Raw genomic sequence first — 19,490 nt, 5'->3', positions numbered from 1 at the left:
CCGGATCGATCATGCGGAAAGAAAGCAAGACAGACGACCGCGCGACGGCTCTTTCGCTGGGAGTGATTTCGCAGAACACGCTGCCGGCTTTCGAGATCTATGTCGACCTGCTGCGGCGCTGGCAGGATGTCAAGAACCTCGTGGGCCCGCGCACGCTCGATCAGATCTGGACGCGCCACATCGCGGATTCGGCCCAGCTGCTCCGGCTGGCTCCCGACGCGCGGCGCTGGATCGACATAGGCTCCGGGGCCGGCTTCCCGGGACTGGTGTTGGCGATCCTGATGCGAGAGGAGCCCGACCGTGAGGTGCATCTGGTCGAGAGCAACAGCAGAAAATGCGCCTTCCTGCGCGCTGTTTCACGTGAAACAGGGGCGCGTGCCCAGGTTCATGCGGGCCGAATCCAAGACGTGCTTCCCCGCCTTGGTGGCGCCGACGTCTTGACTGCCCGGGCGCTTGCGCCGCTGCCGGAGCTCCTCACCCTGGGCAAAGACCTGTTGAGAACCGGGGCTCTCGGCCTCTTTCCCAAGGGACAAGATTTAGACGCCGAATTGACCGAGGCCTCTAAATCTTGGAATATCGACTACGACATCGTTCCGAGCGTCACGGATCCTCAGGGGCGCATCTGCATCGTTCGTCAGCTGCGGGAGTTTGGTTCGGATCATGGCTGATATTGGCTCAACCATTCAAATACCTGCCCGCAGTCAGCCGCGGGTGCTGGCCCTGGCTAACCAGAAAGGCGGCGTTGGCAAGACGACGACCGCCATCAATCTCGGCACGGCCCTGGCGGCGATCGGGGAGCGCGTTCTCATCATCGATCTCGATCCGCAGGGCAACGCTTCGACCGGCCTGGGCATAGACCGCAAGAGCCGCCGCGTCTCGACCTATGATGTGATGACCGCAAGTGCGACGCTGGAGGCCGCTGCCCTGCCGACGGCGGTGCCGGGTCTCTCGGTTGCGCCGAGTACGCTCGATCTGCTCGGTGTCGAGCTCGAAATCGCTTCGCATCGCGATCGTGCGCAACGACTGTCTTCGGCCATCAAGGCGCTGCCGCCGACGGAGGATGGGCAGCCCGCCTACAGCTACGTCCTGATCGACTGCCCGCCGTCGCTCAACCTGCTCACCATAAACGCACTGACGGCGGCGGATGCTGTGGTTGTGCCCCTGCAGTGCGAGTTCTTTGCGCTCGAGGGTCTCAGCCAGCTTCTGCGCACCGTGGAACAGGTACGCGCCGCGCTCAATCCGCGGCTGACCATCCACGGCGTGGTGCTGACCATGTTCGATCCGCGTAACAACCTCTCGGGTCAGGTGGTCGCGGACGTGCGCCAGTTTATGGGAGCGAAGGTCTACGAGACCATCATTCCGCGCAATGTTCGCGTCTCCGAAGCACCGTCCCACGGAAAACCGGTGCTGCTCTACGACCTCAAATGCGCAGGTGCCCAGGCCTATCTCAAGCTCGCGTCCGAAGTCATTCAGCGCGAAAAGAGCCTGCGAGCGGCGTAGCAGGCGTCGCGCCTGCCGGTCGTTTCGCAGGCGTTCCGGGCGCTGGTCGCGGCCAGAGGCCGAGGCTGCAATCGATGGTGGAGTTGAAAGATGGTCGATGATCCTGCCCGGTCCCGTCTCGGACGCGGACTTGCCGCTCTCATCGGTGAAGTCGGCGAAGACTTCGGCGATGCCGGGCGTGCCCCGCGCGGGCAGCGGACCGTACCCATCGAGTTCCTTCGGCCGAACCCGCGCAATCCCCGCAAGGTGTTCGACGACGAGGCGCTGGAGGAGCTTGCCAGCTCCATTCGCGAGCGCGGGCTGATCCAGCCGATCATTGTCCGGGCCGTTCCCAACCTGCTCGATGTCTACGAGATCATCGCGGGCGAGCGGCGCTGGCGGGGTGCGCAGCGGGCCGGCCTGCACGAGGTGCCGGTGGTGGTCATCGAGGCCGACGACCGCCTGGCGCTAGAGATCGCCATCATCGAGAACGTCCAGCGCACCGACCTCAACCCGATCGAGGAGGCCATCGGCTACGAGCAGCTGATGGCCGAGTTCCATTACTCGCAGAACGATCTGGCCCAGGTTATCGGCAAGAGCCGCAGCCACGTTGCCAACACCCTGAGGCTCCTGCGCCTGCCCGACAGCATCAAGCGCCAGGTCAATGACGGCATTCTTTCCGCCGGCCATGCCAGGGCGCTGCTGTCCGTGCGCGACCCCGAGGCGGTGGCGGAGCGCATCATTGCGCAGGGGCTCAACGTGCGTGACGTGGAGCGCATCGCCCAGGAGGAGGCTCGAGGATCCGAGGAGGCCGCCAGCCGTCAGGCCCGGCCGCGCAGGGAGAAGGATCCGGATACGCGGGCGCTGGAGCAGGCACTGGAAGAGGTGCTTGGCCTGGCCGTCAGCGTGGAGCACAAGGCACAGGGTGGTGGCGAGGTGCGCATCCGCTACAAGACGCTGGAGCAGCTCGACGCGCTGTGCCGCCGCCTGCGCGGCTGAACGGCGGCCCTACCGCGCGGCGCGTCTGGCCATTCCGGCGAGCGCCCAGAGCGTCTTCAGCGCGTGCTGGTTGGCGAGTGTCGGGTGACGCCGGCTCGCACTGATGGCCTGACCGATCTCGACCGCCGCCCGGTTGATGCTGGCGGTCGTCCACAGTCCCACCTGGCGTTCTACCGCGGCCTTGCGCTTGAAGTGCAGACCCCGGAAGCTGCCGATGGCGACGGAGGGTGGAGTGCCGGTATCGACGGCCTGCCGCGCCGCCATGAGGGCGAGGGCATGCCGCAGCACGAAACCCAGCAACACGCCGGCATCGGTGCCTTCCGCCTGGAGTCGCGTGAAACTGCGGTCGAGTGCGTTGAAGTCCCCGAGAAAGGCGGCGTCGATGACGGCGTCGAAGGCGACGGCGGAGACGTCTCCGACGACCGCGGCAACATCATCGACGGTCACCACACTCTGCCCGTGGGCATAGGTGAAGAGCTTGTCGAGCTCCGAGCGGCTGGCGGCGCGGTCCGCACCGAGAGAGGCGACGAGCAGCTCGCGTGCATCGGGTTCGATGCGAACGCCAGCCTTCCGGCTTCCTTCATCGATCAGCGCTCCGATGTCGCGGACGCTGTCCGCGTAGCAGGGCAGGGCTGCGGCGGCCGGTGACTTCTCGCAGAGCTGGCGCAGCGGTGCAGTGCGCGCGAGATCACCCGCTTCCACGATGACGACCGTATCCTGTGGAGGGGCCTGCAACAGCGGCGTCAGGGCGGGCGCGAGATTGCGGCTGCCTGCTCGCAGCCAGATGGCGCGCCGCCCGCCGAAGAGCGGCACGGTGTGCGCCTCGTCGGCGAGACGCAGGGGATCGGACGCGATCTCGTCACCGTCGAGGCGCACGAGCTGGAAGGGATCCTCCGGGTCGTTCACGGATGCGGCGACAAGCCGGCGCACGCGCTCGCTCACAAGGCCACTGTCCGGGCCGTAGACGAGGAAGACGGCGGTCTGCGGTGACGGCCGCGCGATCACCGCATCCACATCGCCCGCCTTGATCGCCACCATCCCGGGCCGCTCCCCGTCGCTCAGTCGCGCGTCGCGAGCACGGCGGCGATGCGCGCGCTGATCTGCTCCGCGAGTTCCTTGGCGACGCGGATTTCTGCATCGCGCGCGGCGCGGGTCGAGGCAAAGCGCTGCGGGTTGCGATCATAGCTCGCCGAGGCGGTGGCCTTGCCCGTCAGCACCGGCATTTTCTGGCCGACGCGCTTCAGAACGAAATTGACGGTGGCCTGCAGGTTTGCCGACTGGGCATTGCCGCTGACCGTGTCGACGATCGCCGTCCGCACGTCGATGCCGGCGGGCGAGAGTTCGAGGATGTATTGTGGCTCGAGCGCCTCGTTGCCGCCGGTGAGTCTGAAGACCACCTCATTGCGCAGGTAGTGGGCGAACCGCTCCTGGCCGGGGATGTCGGAAATCGATGCGACCTCGATGGTGCGCAGCGTATCCTGCACGGTCGTGCCATCCGCCCGCTCGGCGTAGAGCGGGCGGAGGCAGCCTGCGAGCCCGAGGGCGAGCGCAGCCACGGCAGCCAGGCGCAGCGCGGTGGCTGCGCCGCGGAAGAGACGGTCAGGCGACGACATTGACGATCCTCTGCGGGACGACGATGACTTTGCGGATGGGACGCCCCTCCGTGGCACGCTGAACCGCCTCGAGCGCGAGCACCGCGGCTTCCACAGCCGCGTTGTCGGCGTCGCGCGGCACCGTCACGTCGGCGCGCTTCTTGCCGTTGACCTGCACCGGCAGGGTGATGACGTCCTCGACGAGGAGGGACTTGTCCGCCTTCGGCCAGTGGGTCTCGGCAACGAGGGTCTCGAAGCCAAGCACCTTCCAGCATTCCTCGGCCAGGTGCGGCATCATCGGGGCGACGATCTGCACCAGGATTGAGGCCGCCTCGCGCAACGCAAAGCGCATGTCGGCGGAGGGAGGCTCGCCGTTGCGGATGCCGTTGAGGGCCGCCTGCAGCGCGTTCGACAGTTCATAGATCTGCGCGACACAGCGGTTGAAGCGGAGCTTGAGGATGTCCTCCTCGACGCTCGCGAGGGCGCGGTGCGTCGCCTTGCGCAGCGCGAGGGAAGCCTCGTCGAGCGTCGTCTCGGCCGAGCCGTCGGCAGCGTCGTCTGTGACCGCCACCACCTCGCCGATCAGACGCCACAGGCGCTGGACGAAGCGATGCGCGCCCTGGACGCCCTCCTCGGTCCAGATCACGTCCCGCTCTGGCGGGGAGTCGGACAGCATGAACCAGCGCGCCGTGTCGGCGCCGTAGGTGCCGATGATCTCGTCCGGATCGATGGTGTTCTTCTTGGACTTCGACATCTTTTCGATGCTGCCGATGGTGATCGGCTCGCCCGTCCGGATGTGGAAGGCCTTGCGGACACCGCCCTCGTTCTCGATGCGCACGTCGGCCGGCTGCACCCAGGCGCCGCTGGCATCGCGATAGGTCTCGTGCACCACCATGCCCTGGGTAAAGAGGCCGGCAAAGGGCTCATCGTGCCCGAGGTGGCCGGTTGCCTTCATCGCCCGGGCGAAGAAGCGCGAATAGAGCAGGTGCAGGATGGCATGCTCGATGCCGCCGATGTACTGGTCCACCGGCAGCCAGCGGTCGACGACCTCGCGGTTCGTCGGCCGGTCTTCCAGATGCGGATCTGTAAAGCGCGCGTAATACCAGGACGAGTCGACGAAAGTGTCCATCGTATCCGTCTCGCGACGGGCCGGTTTGGCGCAGCGCGGGCAGGGGACGTGCTTCCACGTCGGATGCCGGTCGAGCGGATTGCCGGGCTTGTCGAAGTCGACATCGTCGGGCAGCACAACCGGTAGCTGGTCGTCCGGCACAGGCACGGCGCCACAGTCGTCGCAGTGGATGATGGGGATCGGGCAGCCCCAGTAGCGCTGGCGCGAGATGCCCCAGTCGCGCAGGCGGAAGTTGACGCGCCGCTGGGCCACCGGGCGGCCGTCGCGCATTTCGGCCTCGAGCCGCCGGGCCACCTCTTCCTTTGCTTCCGCCACGGTCATGCCGTCGAGAAAACGCGAGTTGATCAGCGTGCCCTCGCCGTCATAGGCGGTGTCGGTGATGGTGAAGGTGGCGGGGTCCTGGCCCGGCGGGCAGACGACGGGCGTGACGCCGAGGCCGTAGGTGTTGACGAAGTCGAGGTCGCGCTGGTCGTGGGCAGGGCAGCCGAAGATGGCGCCGGTGCCGTACTCCATCAGGATGAAGTTCGCGACATAGACCGGCAGCTTCCAGTCCGGGTCGAAGGGGTGGATGGCGCGGATGCCGGTGTCGTAGCCCTTCTTCTCGGCCTTCTCAATGAGTTCTGCCGCCGTGCCGGTGCGCTTGCATTCCTCGATGAAGGCGGCGAGCTCCGGATTCGTTTTTGCGGCCGCCCTGGCCAACGGATGGTCCGGCGCCACGGCCATGAAGCGGGCGCCGAAGAGCGTGTCGGGCCGCGTGGTATAGATCTCGAGTTCGCTCTCGCCGTTCGGCGTCGTGGCCTTGTCGAGCGCGAAGCGCACGAGCAGGCCCTCCGAGCGGCCGATCCAGTTCTTCTGCATCAGCCGCACTTTTTCCGGCCAGCGCTCGAGACGGTCGAGCGAGGCGAGGAGGTCGTCCGCGAAGGCCGTAATCTTGAAGAACCACTGCGTCAGTTCGCGCTGTTCCACGAGCGCGCCGGAGCGCCAGCCGCGCCCGTCGATCACCTGTTCGTTGGCGAGCACCGTCTGGTCAACCGGGTCCCAGTTGACCTTCGCGGTCTTGCGGTCGACGAGGCCAGCCCTGAAGAAGTCCAGGAACATCTTCTGCTGATGCCGGTAATACGAGGGATCGCAGGTGGCGATCTCGCGGCTCCAGTCCAGCGACAGGCCCATGGATTTCAGCTGCGCCCGCATCGTGGCGATGTTGGCATAGGTCCATTCCTTGGGATGGACCTTGTTGGCCATGGCCGCGTTTTCGGCCGGCATGCCGAAGGCGTCCCAGCCCATGGGGTGGAGAACATTGTAGCCCTTGGCGCGCATGAAGCGGGCGACGACGTCACCCATCGTGTAGTTGCGCACGTGGCCCATGTGGATGCGTCCCGACGGATAGGGGAACATCTCAAGGACATAGTACGTGTCGCGCGGGTCGTCGTTGCGCGTACGGAAGATGCCGCGCTCTTCCCAGATGGCCTGCCACTTAGGCTCGGCCTCCTTGGGGTTGTATCGTTCCACCGTCATGGTCTCGGTCAAGTCGGAATGCTCGCGAAAGGGGCGCCGCGGGTGAACGCGGCCGGTCCGGTGAGGCGGCACGACGACGCGGTACGCCACGCCGTGGCGCGACACCCATTGCATCGTTGCTGCCGGGCGGACTAGGACACGAATGCCGTTTGCGGTCAACGCCCGGCACCGCTTTCGTGGTGTCGTGACGCGCTCCGCGGCGGTGGAAGAGGTCATGAGGAGGGCAGGACCGTGGACGACAGGGCGCAGCTTGCTGCCGAGCGGCTGAAGGCCGTCGCGGATTCGATCGCGCGAACGGCACGTGAGGAGGGGCGCGATCCCGCCTCCGTCACGCTCATCGCGGTGTCGAAGACCTTCCCGGTCGAGGCCGTCGAGCCCGTTCTGGCTGCGGGGCACCGCGTCTTCGGCGAAAATCGTGTCCAGGAGGCGAAGGCGAAGTGGCCGGCGCTCCGGGAGCGCTGTCCGGACGTCGAGCTGCACCTTATCGGGCCACTGCAGTCGAACAAGGCCCGCGACGCCGTGACGCTCTTCGACGTGATCCATTCGCTCGACCGGCCGTCGCTGGCCGAGGCGCTGGTGCGCGAGATGGAGCGGACCGGTCGCCGGCCGCGTCTGTTCGTGCAGGTCAACACAGGCGAGGAGCCGCAGAAGGCTGGCGTCGCACCTGCCGAGGCCGACGCCTTCATCGCGCAGTGTCGGGACACGTGGAAGCTGCCCGTCGTCGGGCTCATGTGTATCCCGCCGGTGGACGAGCCGCCGTCGCCGCACTTCGCGTTGCTCGCCAAGATTGCCGCGCGCAACGGGCTCTCATGCCTGTCGATGGGGATGAGCGCCGATTTCGAGCAGGCAGTGATGCTGGGCGCGACCCACGTGCGCGTCGGCAGCGCCATCTTCGGCGCCCGGCACTAGTTTGCTGCTGCCGCCGGCTCATCCGGCGAGCCTGGCTTCCAGCACCTCTGGCAGCCGCGGGTCCGTGAAGTCGGCGATGGCGAGGCTCGCGCCGGCGGCTTCGAGCGCTTCCGCCGACAGCGTCGTCATCAGGCCGACCACGAAAAGGCCAGCCGCGCGGGCTGATCGCACGCCGGAGGCCGAATCCTCGAAGGCGAGGGAGCGGGCCGGGTCGGCACTGAGGAGGTCCAGCCCCATGCGGTAGGGCATCGGGTCGGGTTTGGGCCGCGGCAGTTCGTCGCCGATGACGATCGCCTCGAAACGGCTCCGCAGGCCAATGGCGCCGAGCATCATTTCCGCATTGGCGCGCGGCGCGTTGGTGACAACCGCGCAGCCGATGCCGCGGCTCTCGGCCAGGGCGAGGAAATCGAGAAGGCCGCGCGCGGGCTCCAGCCGGCCCTCGGCCATGGACCGGAAGGCGGCTTCCTTGGCGTCAGCGAGGCGGATGTGCTCGCTCTCAGGCAGGTCCGGGAACATGTCGCGCATGATCGCGGCATTGGCGCGGCCCTGCACCTGTCGGGCGTAGGCCTCGGGCGTAATGCTGCGGCCGAAACTGGCGAGCATGGCGTTGAAGGCCTCGAAATGCAGATGGTCCGTCTCGGTCAGCGTGCCGTCGAGGTCGAAGAGAAGGGCTGGGCGGCTCATCATTTCTGCTTTCGGGAAAGGGGGAAGCGGCGCGGATCGGTGCCGATCACGAGCAGCGTGCCGGGGCCCAGGCGCGGCAAGAGCCGGTCGAGATCGGCCCGCCGCAGGGCGACGCACCCGGCCGTCGGTGCAAAGCCGGGGCGGGCGAGATGCATGAAGATGGCGCTGCCCCGGCCGGGGCGGATCGGCCCGCGGTTGTAGCGTATGTCGATGACGCGGTCATAGACGTCGTCGTCCCGCCACATCCGCTCGTGGCTCGCGGGATAAGGAAGGCGCACCGGCCGGTTGTAGAGCCGATCGCCCGGGGCGTCGCACCAGCCGTCGTCCGGGCGCATCCAGCGCGTCGGAAGGCCGCAGCGCGGTCGCCTGCCCCTGTCGGGGCGCAGGTAGAGGGCACCGAGTGCGAAGCGCCCGAGCGGGGTCGCGCCGTCGCCCTCGCATTTGGCGCGCGTGACACCACCCTTGCCGAGCGCGCAGGGCAGCACGACATGTCCTGCAACGAGAAGCCCGCGCGAAGCGTTGCCGGGACGCGGAAGGACCCGAATGGTGCGGAGGAAGGTTCGTTTCATCACAAGCCGGTGCGTCGACACCGTCTACTTGTTGCCCGGCGCCGATCGCTTAGTCTAGGACTTCCTCGCCCGGCGGCGTGCGTCGCCGGGTCTCCGGCCAGCGCCTGCGCCGGCATCTCCTGCCCAACGATGGAAGGACAATGCCCCACGCCCGCCATCTGCTCATCGTGGACGACGAGGAAGACCTGCGCGAGACGCTGAGCGAGCAGCTTGCGCTCACCGACGAGTTCGCCCTCTCCACAGCCGCATCGGGCGCCGAGGCGCTCGAAGCCATCCGGGAGAACAACATCGATCTCGTCATCATGGACGTCGGCCTGCCGGACATGGATGGCCGCGATGTCGTGAAGCGCATGCGCGAGAGCGGTTTCCGCAGCCCTGTGATCATGCTGACGGGCCACGCCACCGACAACGACACGGTCCTCGGTCTTGATGCCGGTGCCAACGACTATGTGGCCAAACCCTTCCGCTTCGCGGTGCTGCTGGCGCGCATCCGGGCCCAGCTGCGCCAGTACGAGGCGAGCGAGGATGCGGTGTTCACCATTGGGCCCTACACCTTTCGTCCGAGCGCCAAGCTGCTCGTCAACGAGCGCGGCTCCAAGCTCAAGCTGACGGAGAAGGAGACGGCGATCCTGCGCTTTCTCTACCGCGCAGGCCAGAAGGTGGTGTCGCGCGAGGTGCTGCTCGCCGAGGTCTGGGGCTACAACGCCAACGTCACAACGCACACGCTCGAGACGCACATCTACCGCCTTCGGCAGAAGATCGAGCAGGATCCTTCCAACGCCCGCATTCTCGTGACCGAGCAGGGCGGCTACAAACTCATTCCGTGATCTCGGGGAGCGCGCGGCGGCCGACATGGGACTGAACGACGACATTGCGGCGCTCGAGGCGGTGCCCACCTTCGCCGGCATCGAGCGGGAGGCGTTGCGCCTTGTCGCCTTCGCGGCCGAGTCACGCATCCTGAGGGCGGGTGATGTCCTCTTCCGTCGCGGGGAGCCTGCCGATGCGGGCTACCTGGTGCGCTCGGGAGCGATTGCGCTCGATGCCCGCGACGACGGCTCACCGACGGAATACGTGGCCGGCCCCGGCGTCCTCATCGGCGAGCTGGCGCTGTTTGCCGAAACGAAACGCCCCGCGACGGCCATCGCCCGCGAGCCCTCGTCCGTGACAAAGCTGCCGCGCAGCGTCATGCGGCGCGTGCTGGTCGAATTTCCCGACGTCGCGGCCCATCTCAGGGCCCGCTTCGTCGAGCGGCTCAACGCCATGGCGACCGACTTGGCAGCCGTGCGGCGCACCCTTCTGTCCATCGACCGCTAGGAGACCCGCTGTCGCCTCAGCGCGGGGCGGGCCGCCAGCCGGGCGGCGCCAGCTCGAAACCGTCGAAGGTGAATCCCGGCGCCACCGTGCAGCCGACGAGGGTGAAGGCGCCGAGGCTCGTCGCCGTCTGCCACCAGCCCGCCGGCACGACGCATTGTGGCCGCTCGCCCGCCAGGAGGTCGCCGCCAAGACGATGGGTCTCGGTCTGCTGCCCGTCGGGTGAGAGGGTCAGCATCAGCGGTGCGCCCAGATACCAGTGCCAGACTTCCGCCGCATCGACCCGGTGCCAGTGGGACGTGCCGCCGGGGCCCAGCAGATAATAGATCAGCGTCGAGGCGGCGCGGTCTCCGTCCACCGGCCGCGGGTCACGATAGGTCTCGCGAAACCAGCCGCCCTCCGGGTGGGGCTGGAGATCGAGAAGGCGGACGATGTCCTCCGCCGTGAGCTCTTGTTGGTCCACGGGCGGCATCAGAAACGGTCCTTCCAGGCACGCAGGGCGGCGAACACCTCCACGGCCGGCCGGCCGGAAAGGTTGACGGCGGCGGCAAGAGCGGGTTCCCCGGCGCGAAGGAAGGGGTTCGTCGCCTTCTCCTCGCCGAGAAGGGAGGGAATCGTCAGCTCGCCGCGCGCCCGCGCGGCCTCGATGGCGGCCGCACGCCTGGCGAGGGCGACATTGCCGGGGTCGGCGGCGAGCGCAAAACGGGCGTTCGAGAGCGTATACTCGTGGCCGCAGTAGAGGCGGGTATCGTCCGGCAGGGCGGAGAGTTTCCCGAGCGCGCCCCACATGTCTGCTGGCGTGCCCTCGAACAGGCGTCCGCAGCCGAGCGCAAACAGCGTGTCGCCGGCAAAGAGCGCCCGCTCGCCGGCGAACCAGTAGGCGACATGGCCAAGCGTGTGTCCCGGAGTGGCAATGACCTTGCCCCGGAGATCACCCACCGCGACCTCGTCGCCCTCCAAGACGGTCCGGTCGATGCCCGGAATGGCGGCCGCTTCCGCCGCCGGCCCGATGACGGTTGCCCCCGTCTCCCGCTTGAGGCCGGGGATGCCCTCGACATGGTCGTGGTGCTTGTGGGTGACGAGGATGTGCGTCAGGTGCCATCCGGTCTCGGCAAGGGCCCGGCGCACCGCCTGCTCTTCCGGTGCGTCGATTGCCGCGCAGGCACCGGTTGCCGCATCGCGGATCAGCACGCCGATGTTGTCGCTGCGGCAGGGAAAGACGTGGATATCGGCCGGCACGATCGTCCTCCTTGGCTTCCGCCCGTGGGCGGCCCGAATCCCGGCGACCTTACAGCCTCTTTGCGTCGAGGCGAATCACGAGAACCGGCTGGCGTGCGGGAGGCTCATCTTGCAACCGGCCGGCCCGATCCCGATCATCATGGGAGACGAGGAGAGTCCCTTGGCCGTCGATGTGGTCGATCTGAGGCATTTCTACGCGAGCCCGCTCGGAGCGGTCGCCCGCCGTCTCGTGCTGCGCGCCGTCGAGGCGTTGTGGAAGGATCTCTCCGGCCTGCGGCTTCTCGGCATCGGCTACGCGACACCCTATCTCAGTGCGCTCAAGGCTGGCAGCGAACGCGCCCTCGCCTTCATGCCGGCTGCGCAGGGCGTGGTGAACTGGCCGTCGACGGGCCCGTCGGCCTCCGCCCTCGTCGAGCCCACGATGCTGCCCCTGCCAGACGCCTGCATCGACCGCGTGCTCGTCGTCCATGCCCTTGAGACCAGCGAAGCGCCGGACGAGCTGATGAGCGAGGTCTGGCGGGTGCTGAGCCCCGGTGGCCGCGTCCTCCTTGTCGCGCCCAACCGCCGCGGCCTGTGGGCGCGCATGGACACGACGCCCTTCGGCCAGGGCCAGCCCTACAGCCGCTCGCAGCTCAACGGGCTCATGCGCCGCACGCTCTTCTCGCCGGAGAACTGGCTGGAAGCGCTCTACGTGCCACCACTGCAGCGCCAGCTGTTCCTGCGGTCGGCGGTGGCGTGGGAGAGGGCGGGCGCCGGCCTGTCGCTGCCCTTCGCCGGCGTGCACGTCATCGAGGCGGTGAAGCAGCTGCACCGGCCCGTCCCGGTGCGGGCCATGCGGCGTGCGGCGCGTCTGCGTCCCGTGCTGGTTCCGGCCCAGGGGGCGCTGTCGCCGCGGCTCGGGGCTCCGGAAGACGTGTCGCCGACGGCCGCCAGCTCGCCCCCGCCGTGACGCCGGCGCATTCGCGGCCTGCCTCCGCCTTCCGCGCGATGCTGCCTTCCTCCTGACTTCGTCTTGACTTGGCGCCGGCCAGTCGCCAAGGTCCGCCCGCGCCGACCCTGTGGGAGGCCTCCCGTGGCCGGATGCCGCGGACTGGCCCCTTCGAGACGGATAACCCCGGCGCGCCATATCGCATGCGAAGCTATCTGGATTTCGAAAAGCCCGTCGCCGAGCTCGAAGCCAAGGTCGAGGAACTGCGTGCCATGGCCGAAGGCGGCAGCGCCGTTGCCATCGGCGATGAGATCGCGCGCCTCGAGGCCAAGGCACAGAAGGCGCTGGCGGACATCTACGCCAACCTGACGCCGTGGCAGAAGACGCTGGTGGCGCGCCATCCGCAGCGGCCCCACTTCGTCGACTATTGCGCGGCGCTGATCGAGGATTTTACGCCGCTTGCCGGAGACCGCAAGTTCGGCGAGGACGAGGCTATTGTCGGCGGTTTCGGCCGTTTCCGCGGCGAAAGCGTCTGCGTGATCGGCCAGGAGAAGGGCGCCACCACCGAGGCGCGCCTGCGCCACAACTTCGGCATGGCGCGGCCCGAAGGCTACCGCAAGGCGGTGCGGCTGATGGAGATGGCGGACCGTTTCGGCATTCCGGTGATCAGCTTCGTCGATACGGCCGGCGCCTATCCGGGCATCGGCGCGGAAGAGCGCGGCCAGGCAGAGGCCATCGCGCGCTCGACCGAGGCCTGCCTCGCGCTTGGCGTGCCAAATGTCGCTGTCATCATCGGCGAGGGCGGCTCGGGCGGCGCCATCGCGCTCGCCACGGCGAATCGGGTGCTCATGCTCGAGCACGCCATCTATTCGGTGATCTCGCCGGAGGGGGCTGCCTCCATCCTGTGGCGCGACTCCTCGCGTGCCCAGGATGCGGCGACCAACATGAAGATCACGGCACAAGATCTCTTACGCTTTTCGGTCATCGATGGCATTATCCCGGAGCCGCCGGGAGGTGCGCATCGCGATCCGGCGGCAGCCATGAACGCTGCGGGCGATGCGATCGCAGCGGCTTTTCAGGATCTGGCCGGGCTTTCGCCCGACGAGATCCGGTCCTTGCGTGCTGAGAAGTTCCTGGCCATCGGGCGCCAGCTTTAATGATCCGTTAACCGAGCCGGTGCGCGGCGGTGAGCATCGGTAAGGTTCGAGTAACGCTAACGGGTCTAAAGCTCGATGATGCCGATGCGCCATACGCGCGGCATCAGGGAAGCGAGAGGTTGCGTTATGCTCAAGCGGTTGGTGCTGGTCTCGTCGATCGCGTTTGCGGTGGCAGCCTGCGAGGATGACGCCACCTACTCCCGCAGCGTCCGCGCCTCCCAGCCCGTTCCAGCCAAGACGCTGGCACTGATGGAGCAGAAGGACATGCCGCGCTATGCGCCGGTCCTCATCCGCTCCTACAAGAAGGAATCGGAGCTCGAGATCTGGAAGCAGACCAAGTCCGGCAAGTACGCGCTGCTGAAGACCTATCCCATCTGCCGCTGGTCGGGCCAGCTCGGTCCCAAGAAGCGAGAGGGTGACCGGCAGGCGCCAGAGGGCTTCTACGCCATCACGCCGGCCCAGCTCAATCCAAACTCGAACTACTACCTTTCGTTCAACATCGGCTATCCGAACACCTACGACCGCGCCCACGGCCGCACCGGCGCCCACCTGATGGTCCACGGTGCCTGCTCCTCGGCAGGCTGCTATTCGATGACCGACGAGCAGATCGCCGAGGTCTACGCCATCGTGCGGGAGGCCTTTGCCGGCGGGCAGAAGGCCGTGCAGATGCAGGCGATGCCCTTCCGCATGACGCCGGAGAACCTCGCCAAGCATCGGCTGGATCCGAACATCGCCTTCTGGCGCAATCTCAAGGAAGGCTCGGACCATTTCGAGGTGACGAAGCAGGAGCCGCAGGTGGCCGTCTGCGGCAAGCGCTACGTGTTCAACGCGAAACCTGCCAACGGCCAGCGCCTCGATCCGGCCGCGGCCTGCCCGCCACTCGAGGTTGACGAGAACATCGCGGTTGCCGTGGCGCAGAAGCAGCGGGCCGATGAAGCGAAGGTCGCCGAGCTTGTCAGCAACGGCACCAAGGCCATCAAGCTGGTCTACGCGGATGGCGACCAGCACGAGTCCTTCCGTCGCCGGATGGCCGCTGTTGAGGAGAGCAATATCTCCGTTTTCGCCCAGTCGAACCAGCGTGCGCTCGAGGTCAGCCGGCCGGATGCTCTGGCCAGTGGGCCTCGCGTCATAGAGCTCGACGACAATGGCCGCGAAAAGCCGATCACGGAATCGAAGCCCGTCCAGGTCGCGGTGCAGGCCGCCTCGGCCCCTGCGGCTGCGCCGGCTCCGGTCTCGAGCCCGGCTGCCGCTGCGCCCGAGGTGACGAGCGCGACGACGGCCGTGGCCGCCACGCCTTCGCAGCCAGTCGTCGCGTCCGCCGCGAACGGCCGCCCGCTGGTCGACCGCATCCTGTCCTTCGGCGGCCTCTTCGGCTCCAAGGACGAGCCGCAGGCCGACGCCACCGCCATTCCGGCACCGGCCGATGCGCCGCTGCCGCCGCGGCGCCGTGGAGCGGACGCGTCTTCGGCCGCCGGCAAGAAGGATCGCCAGGCTGCCCTGCCGCCGATCATGCGCGGCGCCCAGGCTCCTCTGCCTCCGGGCCTGTCAGCCTATACTGCCCAGACGAACTGACGTTTCCGCTGCTGAGTGAAGAGAAGCGGCCGTCCATGATGGCCGCATTCCTCTTTCGGCCGCGACGGTCGCGCCGCCTGGATCGGCCCCGATCGTGGCGAATCAGCCCGGCAGGCTCACCTCGTCCTTCGGGAAAACGTGGTCGATCACGACCATCGTGACGATCAGGATGGGGACGGCGAGAAACGCCCCGATCGGCCCCCAGATCCATGTCCAGAAGGCCACGGCGATAAAGACGACGAACGGGTTGAGCGTGAGGCGCCTGCCGATGACGCTCGGCGTGACGAACTGGCCCTCGACCGTGGTGAGCGCGAGGAAGACGAGCGGCGGAACGACGGCGGCGCCGAGCGAGTCGAACGAGACCAGACCCACGACGAAGATCACCACCGTCGTGATTGCCGAGCCGATGTAGGGCACGAAGTTCAGGATGAAGGCGAGCAGGCCCCACAGGGCGGGGCTGGGCATGCCTATGAGCCACATGGCGATTCCCGTCGCGATGCCGAGGCCGGCATTGATCATCGTGACGGTGCCGAGGTAACGGCCCAGCGCGCGCTCGATGTCCGTAACGATCTGCAGCGCCATGAGGCGCGCCTCGCGCGTCATGAAGCCCACGACGAGCTTGCGCTTCATCTGCGCGCGCCCGGCGAGGAAGAAGACGAGCGTGCCGGCAAAGAGCAGGAACTGGGCGACGGCGGGCGTCGCCGCCGAGAGCGCCGTCTCCAGAAGGGACGATCCGCTCACCTGCACGTCGATCGCTCCGCCTTGTCCGACATCGGACAGGCCGCGCTCGATGCGCCGCAGGAAGCCCATGGGCTCACGCAGGGACCGGAAGCGCTCCTCGAGGATGCTGCCGAGCTCCGGCGCACGTTCCACCCACATGTTGACCTGGTCCGAGAAGGACAGGGTCAGGAGGTAGAGCGCAGCAACGAAGATCGACACGAGCCCGATGGCGCCAAGGAAGGGCGGGACGCCCCGCCGCGCCATTTGCTCCACGAGGGGGCCAACGATGCTGCCGACGATGATTGCGGCACAGACGGGCGCCGTGACGGCCCGAGTCACCATCAGCACGGCGCCGAAGGTCATGATGAAGATCCCGATCACGGCGAGCCGCGTGATCGTCTTCCAGAACATTTCCTCGTCGATGGGCGCCGTCTTGACCGGATCGGGAGGCGGCGCATCCCGACGCTGGGCGGAAGCCGGCCAGCGCAGCCGACGCCTATAGTTGCGCAGATCCATGACGACCGCCGGTTTCCGCCCGCACCCCATCGCGCGATGGCTGTGCGAGGCAACGTGCCGGCGGTCGTATTGTTCCCCCCGCTTCGCGACGGGCCGGCGGCGGCGTCAGACGAATGAGCCGTGGCAGTGCTTGTACTTCTTGCCGGAGCCGCAGGGGCACGGATCGTTGCGGCCGACCTTGCCCCAGGTCGAGGGATCGTTCGGATCGCGCGCCGGCCGCGTGCCCGCTTCGGCGGGCGCCGAGGCAAGCGCCAGCGCCAGTTCGTCCTCGCCGGTGAGCGGGTCGATGTGATGTGCCTCCATAGGCGGCAGCTCGGCTTCCGGCGGCGGCTGGAACAGGACTTCGACGCGCATCAGCTGCGCCGTCACGTGTTCGCGCAGGTGGTCAAGGAGGCTGTCGAAGAGCTGGAACGCCTCGGCCTTGTACTCGTTAAGCGGGTCACGCTGGGCGAGGCCGCGCCAGCCGATGACCTGCCTCAGGTGGTCGAGGGTGACGAGATGTTCGCGCCAGAGGTGGTCCAGCGTCTGCAGCAGCACCTGCTTCTCGACATAGGTCATCACCTCGGGCGTGTTCTTCTCGACGCGGGCGGCATAGGCCTCGTTCGCCGCCTTCTGCAGGCGCTCCCGCATCTCCTCGTCGGCGATGCCCTCTTCCTTCGCCCAGTCGGCGACGGGAACGTCGAGGTTGAGGATCCGCCTGACGCTCTCCTCGAGCCCCGCGACGTCCCACTGCTCGGGATAGGCTCCCTCGGGGATGTGTCGCGCGACGATGTCGTCGATGACGGTCTGGCGCATGTCGTCGATGGTGTCACGCACAGACTGGGCAGCCATGAACTCCCGGCGCTGCTCGAAGACGACCTTGCGCTGGTCGTTCATGACGTTGTCGTACTTCAGGATGTTCTTGCGGATGTCGTAGTTGCGCGCCTCGACCTTGGCCTGCGCCTTCTCAATGGCCTTGTTGATCCAGGGATGGATGATGGCTTCGTCTTCTTTCAACCCGAGGCGCTGGAGCATGCTGTCCATGCGGTCGGAGCCGAAGATGCGCATCAGGTCGTCCTGAAGCGACAGGAAGAACTTGGAGCGGCCGGGGTCGCCCTGGCGGCCCGAGCGGCCGCGCAGCTGGTTGTCGATACGCCGGCTCTCGTGCCGCTCCGTACCGAGCACATAGAGGCCACCCGCCTCAAGCGCCCGCTGCTTGAACTGGGCGACCTCGATGCGGATCGCCTCCTCCTTCGCACGCCGCTCCTCGCCGTCCGGCATGTCGCCGAGCTCGTGGGCGATGCGCATCTCGGCGTTGCCGCCGAGTTGGATGTCGGTGCCGCGGCCGGCCATGTTGGTGGCGATCGTGATGGCGCCAGGCACGCCGGCCTGCGCCACGATGAAGGCCTCCTGCTCGTGGAAACGGGCGTTGAGCACGGCGAAATGCTTGGAGGGCTGGCCAGAGCGGGCCGCCTCGAAGAGCGGCTTCAGCGCGTCCTCGCGCGTGAAGTCGATCTGCTTGAAGCCGTGACGGATCAGGAGTTGCGCCAGGAGCTCCGACTTCTCGATGGACGTCGTGCCGACCAGGATAGGCTGGCCCTTGGCGGTGGCAGCCTCGATCTCGCGGACGATCGCCTTGTACTTCTCCTCCGCCGTCCGGTAGACCTCGTCGTCCTCGTCGATGCGCTGCACGGGCAGGTTGGTCGGGATCTCGACCACGTCCAGCCGGTAGATGTCGGCGAACTCGTCCGCCTCGGTGGCGGCCGTGCCGGTCATGCCCGCCAGCTTCTCGTAGAGGCGGAAGTAGTTCTGGAACGTGATGGAGGCGAGCGTCTGGTTCTCGGGCTGGATCGGCACGCGCTCCTTGGCCTCGAGCGCCTGGTGCAGGCCTTCCGAATAGCGACGCCCGGGCATCATGCGGCCGGTGAACTCGTCGATGATGACAACCTCGCCGTTGCGGACGATGTAGTCCCTGTCTCGCTGGAAGAGCGTGTGGGCGCGCAACGCCTGGTTGACGTGGTGCACGATGGTGGCGTTGTTCGCCTCGTATAGCGAGCCTTCCTTGAGGATGCCCGCCTCCTGGAGGAGCTGCTCGATGTGCTCGTTGCCCTTCTCCGTGAGGGAGACGGCGCGCTGCTTCTCGTCGACCTCGTAGTCTTCCTTGGTGAGCTTGGGAATCACCGCGTCGATGGCGTTGTAGAGCTCGGAGCGGTCGTCGAGGGGCCCGGAGATGATGAGCGGCGTGCGCGCCTCGTCGATCAGGATCGAGTCCACCTCGTCGACGATGGCGAAGTGGTGCCCGCGTTGGACCATCTGTGCGAAGTCGTACTTCATGTTGTCGCGCAGATAGTCGAAGCCGAACTCGTTGTTGGTGCCGTAGGTGATGTCGCAGGCATAGGCTGCCTTGCGCTGCTCGTCGTCGAGCCCATGCACGATGATGCCGACGCTGAGGCCGAGGAAGCGGTAGACGCGGCCCATCCATTCGGCGTCGCGGCGGGCGAGGTAGTCGTTGACGGTGACGACGTGCACGCCCTTTCCGGCGAGCGCATTGAGATAGGTCGGCAGGGTGGCGACGAGCGTCTTGCCCTCGCCCGTGCGCATCTCGGCAATGCCGCCCTCGTGCAGGACCATGCCGCCGATGAGCTGGACATCGAAGTGGCGCTGGCCGAGCACGCGCTTGGCCGCCTCGCGCACCGTGGCGAAGGCAGGCACCAGCAGGTCATCGAGGCTGCGTCCCTCGGCGAGCTGACGCTTGAATTCCTCGGTGCGGGCGCGCAGCGCCTCGTCGCTCAGCGCCGCAAGCTCCGGCTCAAGGGCATTGATGGCCGCCACCTTCGGCTTGTACGTCTTGAGGCGGCGATCGTTGGCCGAGCCGAAGATTTTTTTTGCGAGAGCGCCGAACATCGATGGCCTTTCCGGACGAAAACAGTCTTGCGGTACGAACGAGCGCACGTGCGGCGCCGAGGAGCCGCGGCTATGGTGGAACTCCTGTCGCCGCGCGACAATTACCCGGCGTGAGCGCGCCGGTCCAGCATAACTCTGAAGGTTGCGCGTTGCTGGTCCGCCGGGGCGTCGTCGGGCGGCCGGGATCCCTTGCGCCACATGGGATCGGGGCGGGGGAATGTCAACGCTTTCAACAATGGGCGAGAGCTGTCGCGGACGATTTGTCCCTTGCCAAGCGCTTGCGCTTCA

At 67.4% G+C, this 19,490-nt stretch carries 18 protein-coding genes; 9 read left to right on the top strand and 9 right to left on the bottom strand.

Annotated features, from left to right (window positions below; all coding sequences use genetic code 11):
- Window positions 1-11 precede the first annotated feature (11 nt).
- The 3 genes from rsmG (at window position 12) to HNQ73_RS05410 (ending at window position 2,478) form a co-directional block, all read left to right on the top strand.
- Window positions 12-668, top strand: a complete 657-nt coding sequence (gene rsmG, locus HNQ73_RS05420) for a 16S rRNA (guanine(527)-N(7))-methyltransferase RsmG (protein ID WP_183333011.1) — start codon at window positions 12-14, stop codon at window positions 666-668.
- On the top strand, window positions 661-1,500 hold the full coding sequence (locus HNQ73_RS05415) for a ParA family protein (protein ID WP_183333009.1): 840 nt from the start codon (window positions 661-663) through the stop codon (window positions 1,498-1,500). Before rsmG ends, HNQ73_RS05415 begins: the two co-directional genes overlap by 8 nt.
- 90 nt (window positions 1,501-1,590) lie before the next feature.
- A complete protein-coding gene (locus HNQ73_RS05410; protein WP_183333007.1) occupies window positions 1,591-2,478 on the top strand; it encodes a ParB/RepB/Spo0J family partition protein in 888 nt (295 codons plus the stop codon).
- Window positions 2,479-2,487: 9 nt separating this feature from the next.
- On the opposite strand, the gene holA is transcribed toward HNQ73_RS05410, so the two are convergent.
- Genes holA through leuS form a run of 3 tightly spaced genes read right to left on the bottom strand, consistent with a single transcriptional unit; the run spans window position 2,488 to window position 6,714 of the window.
- Complete coding sequence (holA, locus tag HNQ73_RS05405) at window positions 2,488-3,516, bottom strand: DNA polymerase III subunit delta (protein ID WP_183333005.1); 1,029 nt, start codon at window positions 3,514-3,516, stop codon at window positions 2,488-2,490.
- 20 nt (window positions 3,517-3,536) lie between these two features.
- A complete protein-coding gene (gene lptE, locus HNQ73_RS05400; RefSeq protein ID WP_183333003.1) occupies window positions 3,537-4,091 on the bottom strand; it encodes an LPS assembly lipoprotein LptE in 555 nt (184 codons plus the stop codon).
- The gene (leuS, locus tag HNQ73_RS05395) at window positions 4,078-6,714 is read right to left on the bottom strand and encodes a leucine--tRNA ligase (protein ID WP_183333347.1); all 2,637 of its coding nucleotides are present in this window, start codon (window positions 6,712-6,714) and stop codon (window positions 4,078-4,080) included. The genes lptE and leuS overlap by 14 nt, the downstream gene beginning before the upstream one ends.
- A 231-nt stretch (window positions 6,715-6,945) precedes the next feature.
- Between leuS and HNQ73_RS05390 the strand changes: the two genes are divergently transcribed.
- On the top strand, window positions 6,946-7,623 hold the full coding sequence (locus HNQ73_RS05390) for a YggS family pyridoxal phosphate-dependent enzyme (RefSeq protein WP_183333001.1): 678 nt from the start codon (window positions 6,946-6,948) through the stop codon (window positions 7,621-7,623).
- An 18-nt stretch (window positions 7,624-7,641) separates the two neighbouring features.
- Here HNQ73_RS05390 and HNQ73_RS05385 read toward each other — a convergent pair whose 3' ends face one another.
- Both HNQ73_RS05385 and HNQ73_RS05380 read right to left on the bottom strand, forming a co-directional pair.
- Complete coding sequence (locus tag HNQ73_RS05385) at window positions 7,642-8,310, bottom strand: HAD family hydrolase (RefSeq protein WP_244649899.1); 669 nt, start codon at window positions 8,308-8,310, stop codon at window positions 7,642-7,644.
- Entirely contained in the window at window positions 8,307-8,876 is a 570-nt protein-coding gene (locus tag HNQ73_RS05380; RefSeq protein WP_183332999.1) for a L,D-transpeptidase family protein, read from the bottom strand. The genes HNQ73_RS05385 and HNQ73_RS05380 overlap by 4 nt, the downstream gene beginning before the upstream one ends.
- 140 nt (window positions 8,877-9,016) lie before the next feature.
- On the opposite strand from HNQ73_RS05380, the gene HNQ73_RS05375 reads away from it, so the two are divergent.
- Window positions 9,017-9,703 (top strand): response regulator transcription factor, encoded by a 687-nt coding sequence (locus HNQ73_RS05375; protein WP_183332997.1) that lies wholly within the window; start codon window positions 9,017-9,019, stop codon window positions 9,701-9,703.
- Window positions 9,704-9,728: 25 nt separating this feature from the next.
- Window positions 9,729-10,190, top strand: a complete 462-nt coding sequence (locus HNQ73_RS05370; protein WP_183332995.1) for a cyclic nucleotide-binding domain-containing protein — start codon at window positions 9,729-9,731, stop codon at window positions 10,188-10,190.
- Between the two features lie 16 nt (window positions 10,191-10,206).
- Here the strand turns inward: HNQ73_RS05370 and HNQ73_RS05365 are convergent, their stop codons facing one another.
- The gene (locus tag HNQ73_RS05365; RefSeq protein WP_373284863.1) at window positions 10,207-10,650 is read right to left on the bottom strand and encodes a cupin domain-containing protein; all 444 of its coding nucleotides are present in this window, start codon (window positions 10,648-10,650) and stop codon (window positions 10,207-10,209) included.
- 8 nt (window positions 10,651-10,658) lie between these two features.
- Entirely contained in the window at window positions 10,659-11,426 is a 768-nt protein-coding gene (gloB, locus tag HNQ73_RS05360) for a hydroxyacylglutathione hydrolase (protein WP_183332990.1), read from the bottom strand.
- Window positions 11,427-11,586: 160 nt separating this feature from the next.
- Between gloB and HNQ73_RS05355 the strand changes: the two genes are divergently transcribed.
- The 3 genes from HNQ73_RS05355 (at window position 11,587) to HNQ73_RS05345 (ending at window position 15,083) form a co-directional block, all read left to right on the top strand.
- Complete coding sequence (locus HNQ73_RS05355) at window positions 11,587-12,375, top strand: class I SAM-dependent methyltransferase (RefSeq protein ID WP_183332988.1); 789 nt, start codon at window positions 11,587-11,589, stop codon at window positions 12,373-12,375.
- A 182-nt stretch (window positions 12,376-12,557) separates the two neighbouring features.
- A complete protein-coding gene (locus HNQ73_RS05350) occupies window positions 12,558-13,511 on the top strand; it encodes an acetyl-CoA carboxylase carboxyltransferase subunit alpha (protein WP_183332986.1) in 954 nt (317 codons plus the stop codon).
- 126 nt (window positions 13,512-13,637) lie between these two features.
- Window positions 13,638-15,083, top strand: a complete 1,446-nt coding sequence (locus tag HNQ73_RS05345; protein WP_183332984.1) for a L,D-transpeptidase family protein — start codon at window positions 13,638-13,640, stop codon at window positions 15,081-15,083.
- A gap of 102 nt (window positions 15,084-15,185) precedes the next feature.
- Here the strand turns inward: HNQ73_RS05345 and HNQ73_RS05340 are convergent, their stop codons facing one another.
- Window positions 15,186-16,319 carry an AI-2E family transporter gene (locus HNQ73_RS05340; protein WP_183332982.1) on the bottom strand — a complete coding sequence of 378 codons (1,134 nt, stop codon included), beginning with the start codon at window positions 16,317-16,319 and terminating at the stop codon, window positions 15,186-15,188.
- Between the two features lie 105 nt (window positions 16,320-16,424).
- Window positions 16,425-19,202, bottom strand: a complete 2,778-nt coding sequence (gene secA / locus HNQ73_RS05335; protein WP_183332980.1) for a preprotein translocase subunit SecA — start codon at window positions 19,200-19,202, stop codon at window positions 16,425-16,427.
- Between the last annotated feature and the right edge of the window lie 288 nt (window positions 19,203-19,490).

Origin of the sequence: Chelatococcus composti (genome assembly GCF_014201415.1) — a bacterium.
Classification (GTDB): Bacteria; Pseudomonadota; Alphaproteobacteria; order Rhizobiales; family Beijerinckiaceae; genus Chelatococcus_A; species Chelatococcus_A composti.
Note: the sequence above shows the minus strand (reverse complement) of the source record. Positions and strands in the feature narration are given on the sequence as shown.

Bases quoted from the DNA above. Each gene is read 5' to 3' on its own strand.
- rsmG (WP_183333011.1), top strand. From the start codon at position 12: ATGCGGAAAGAAAGCAAGACAGACGACCGCGCGACGGCTCTTTCGCTG.
- HNQ73_RS05415 (WP_183333009.1), top strand. From the start codon at position 661: ATGGCTGATATTGGCTCAACCATTCAAATACCTGCCCGCAGTCAGCCG.
- HNQ73_RS05410 (WP_183333007.1), top strand. From the start codon at position 1,591: ATGGTCGATGATCCTGCCCGGTCCCGTCTCGGACGCGGACTTGCCGCT.
- holA (WP_183333005.1), bottom strand. From the start codon at position 3,516: ATGGTGGCGATCAAGGCGGGCGATGTGGATGCGGTGATCGCGCGGCCG.
- lptE (WP_183333003.1), bottom strand. From the start codon at position 4,091: ATGTCGTCGCCTGACCGTCTCTTCCGCGGCGCAGCCACCGCGCTGCGC.
- leuS (WP_183333347.1), bottom strand. From the start codon at position 6,714: ATGACGGTGGAACGATACAACCCCAAGGAGGCCGAGCCTAAGTGGCAG.
- HNQ73_RS05385 (WP_244649899.1), bottom strand. From the start codon at position 8,310: ATGATGAGCCGCCCAGCCCTTCTCTTCGACCTCGACGGCACGCTGACC.
- HNQ73_RS05380 (WP_183332999.1), bottom strand. From the start codon at position 8,876: ATGAAACGAACCTTCCTCCGCACCATTCGGGTCCTTCCGCGTCCCGGC.
- HNQ73_RS05375 (WP_183332997.1), top strand. From the start codon at position 9,017: ATGCCCCACGCCCGCCATCTGCTCATCGTGGACGACGAGGAAGACCTG.
- HNQ73_RS05370 (WP_183332995.1), top strand. From the start codon at position 9,729: ATGGGACTGAACGACGACATTGCGGCGCTCGAGGCGGTGCCCACCTTC.
- HNQ73_RS05350 (WP_183332986.1), top strand. From the start codon at position 12,558: ATGCGAAGCTATCTGGATTTCGAAAAGCCCGTCGCCGAGCTCGAAGCC.
- HNQ73_RS05345 (WP_183332984.1), top strand. From the start codon at position 13,638: ATGCTCAAGCGGTTGGTGCTGGTCTCGTCGATCGCGTTTGCGGTGGCA.
- HNQ73_RS05340 (WP_183332982.1), bottom strand. From the start codon at position 16,319: ATGGATCTGCGCAACTATAGGCGTCGGCTGCGCTGGCCGGCTTCCGCC.
- secA (WP_183332980.1), bottom strand. From the start codon at position 19,202: ATGTTCGGCGCTCTCGCAAAAAAAATCTTCGGCTCGGCCAACGATCGC.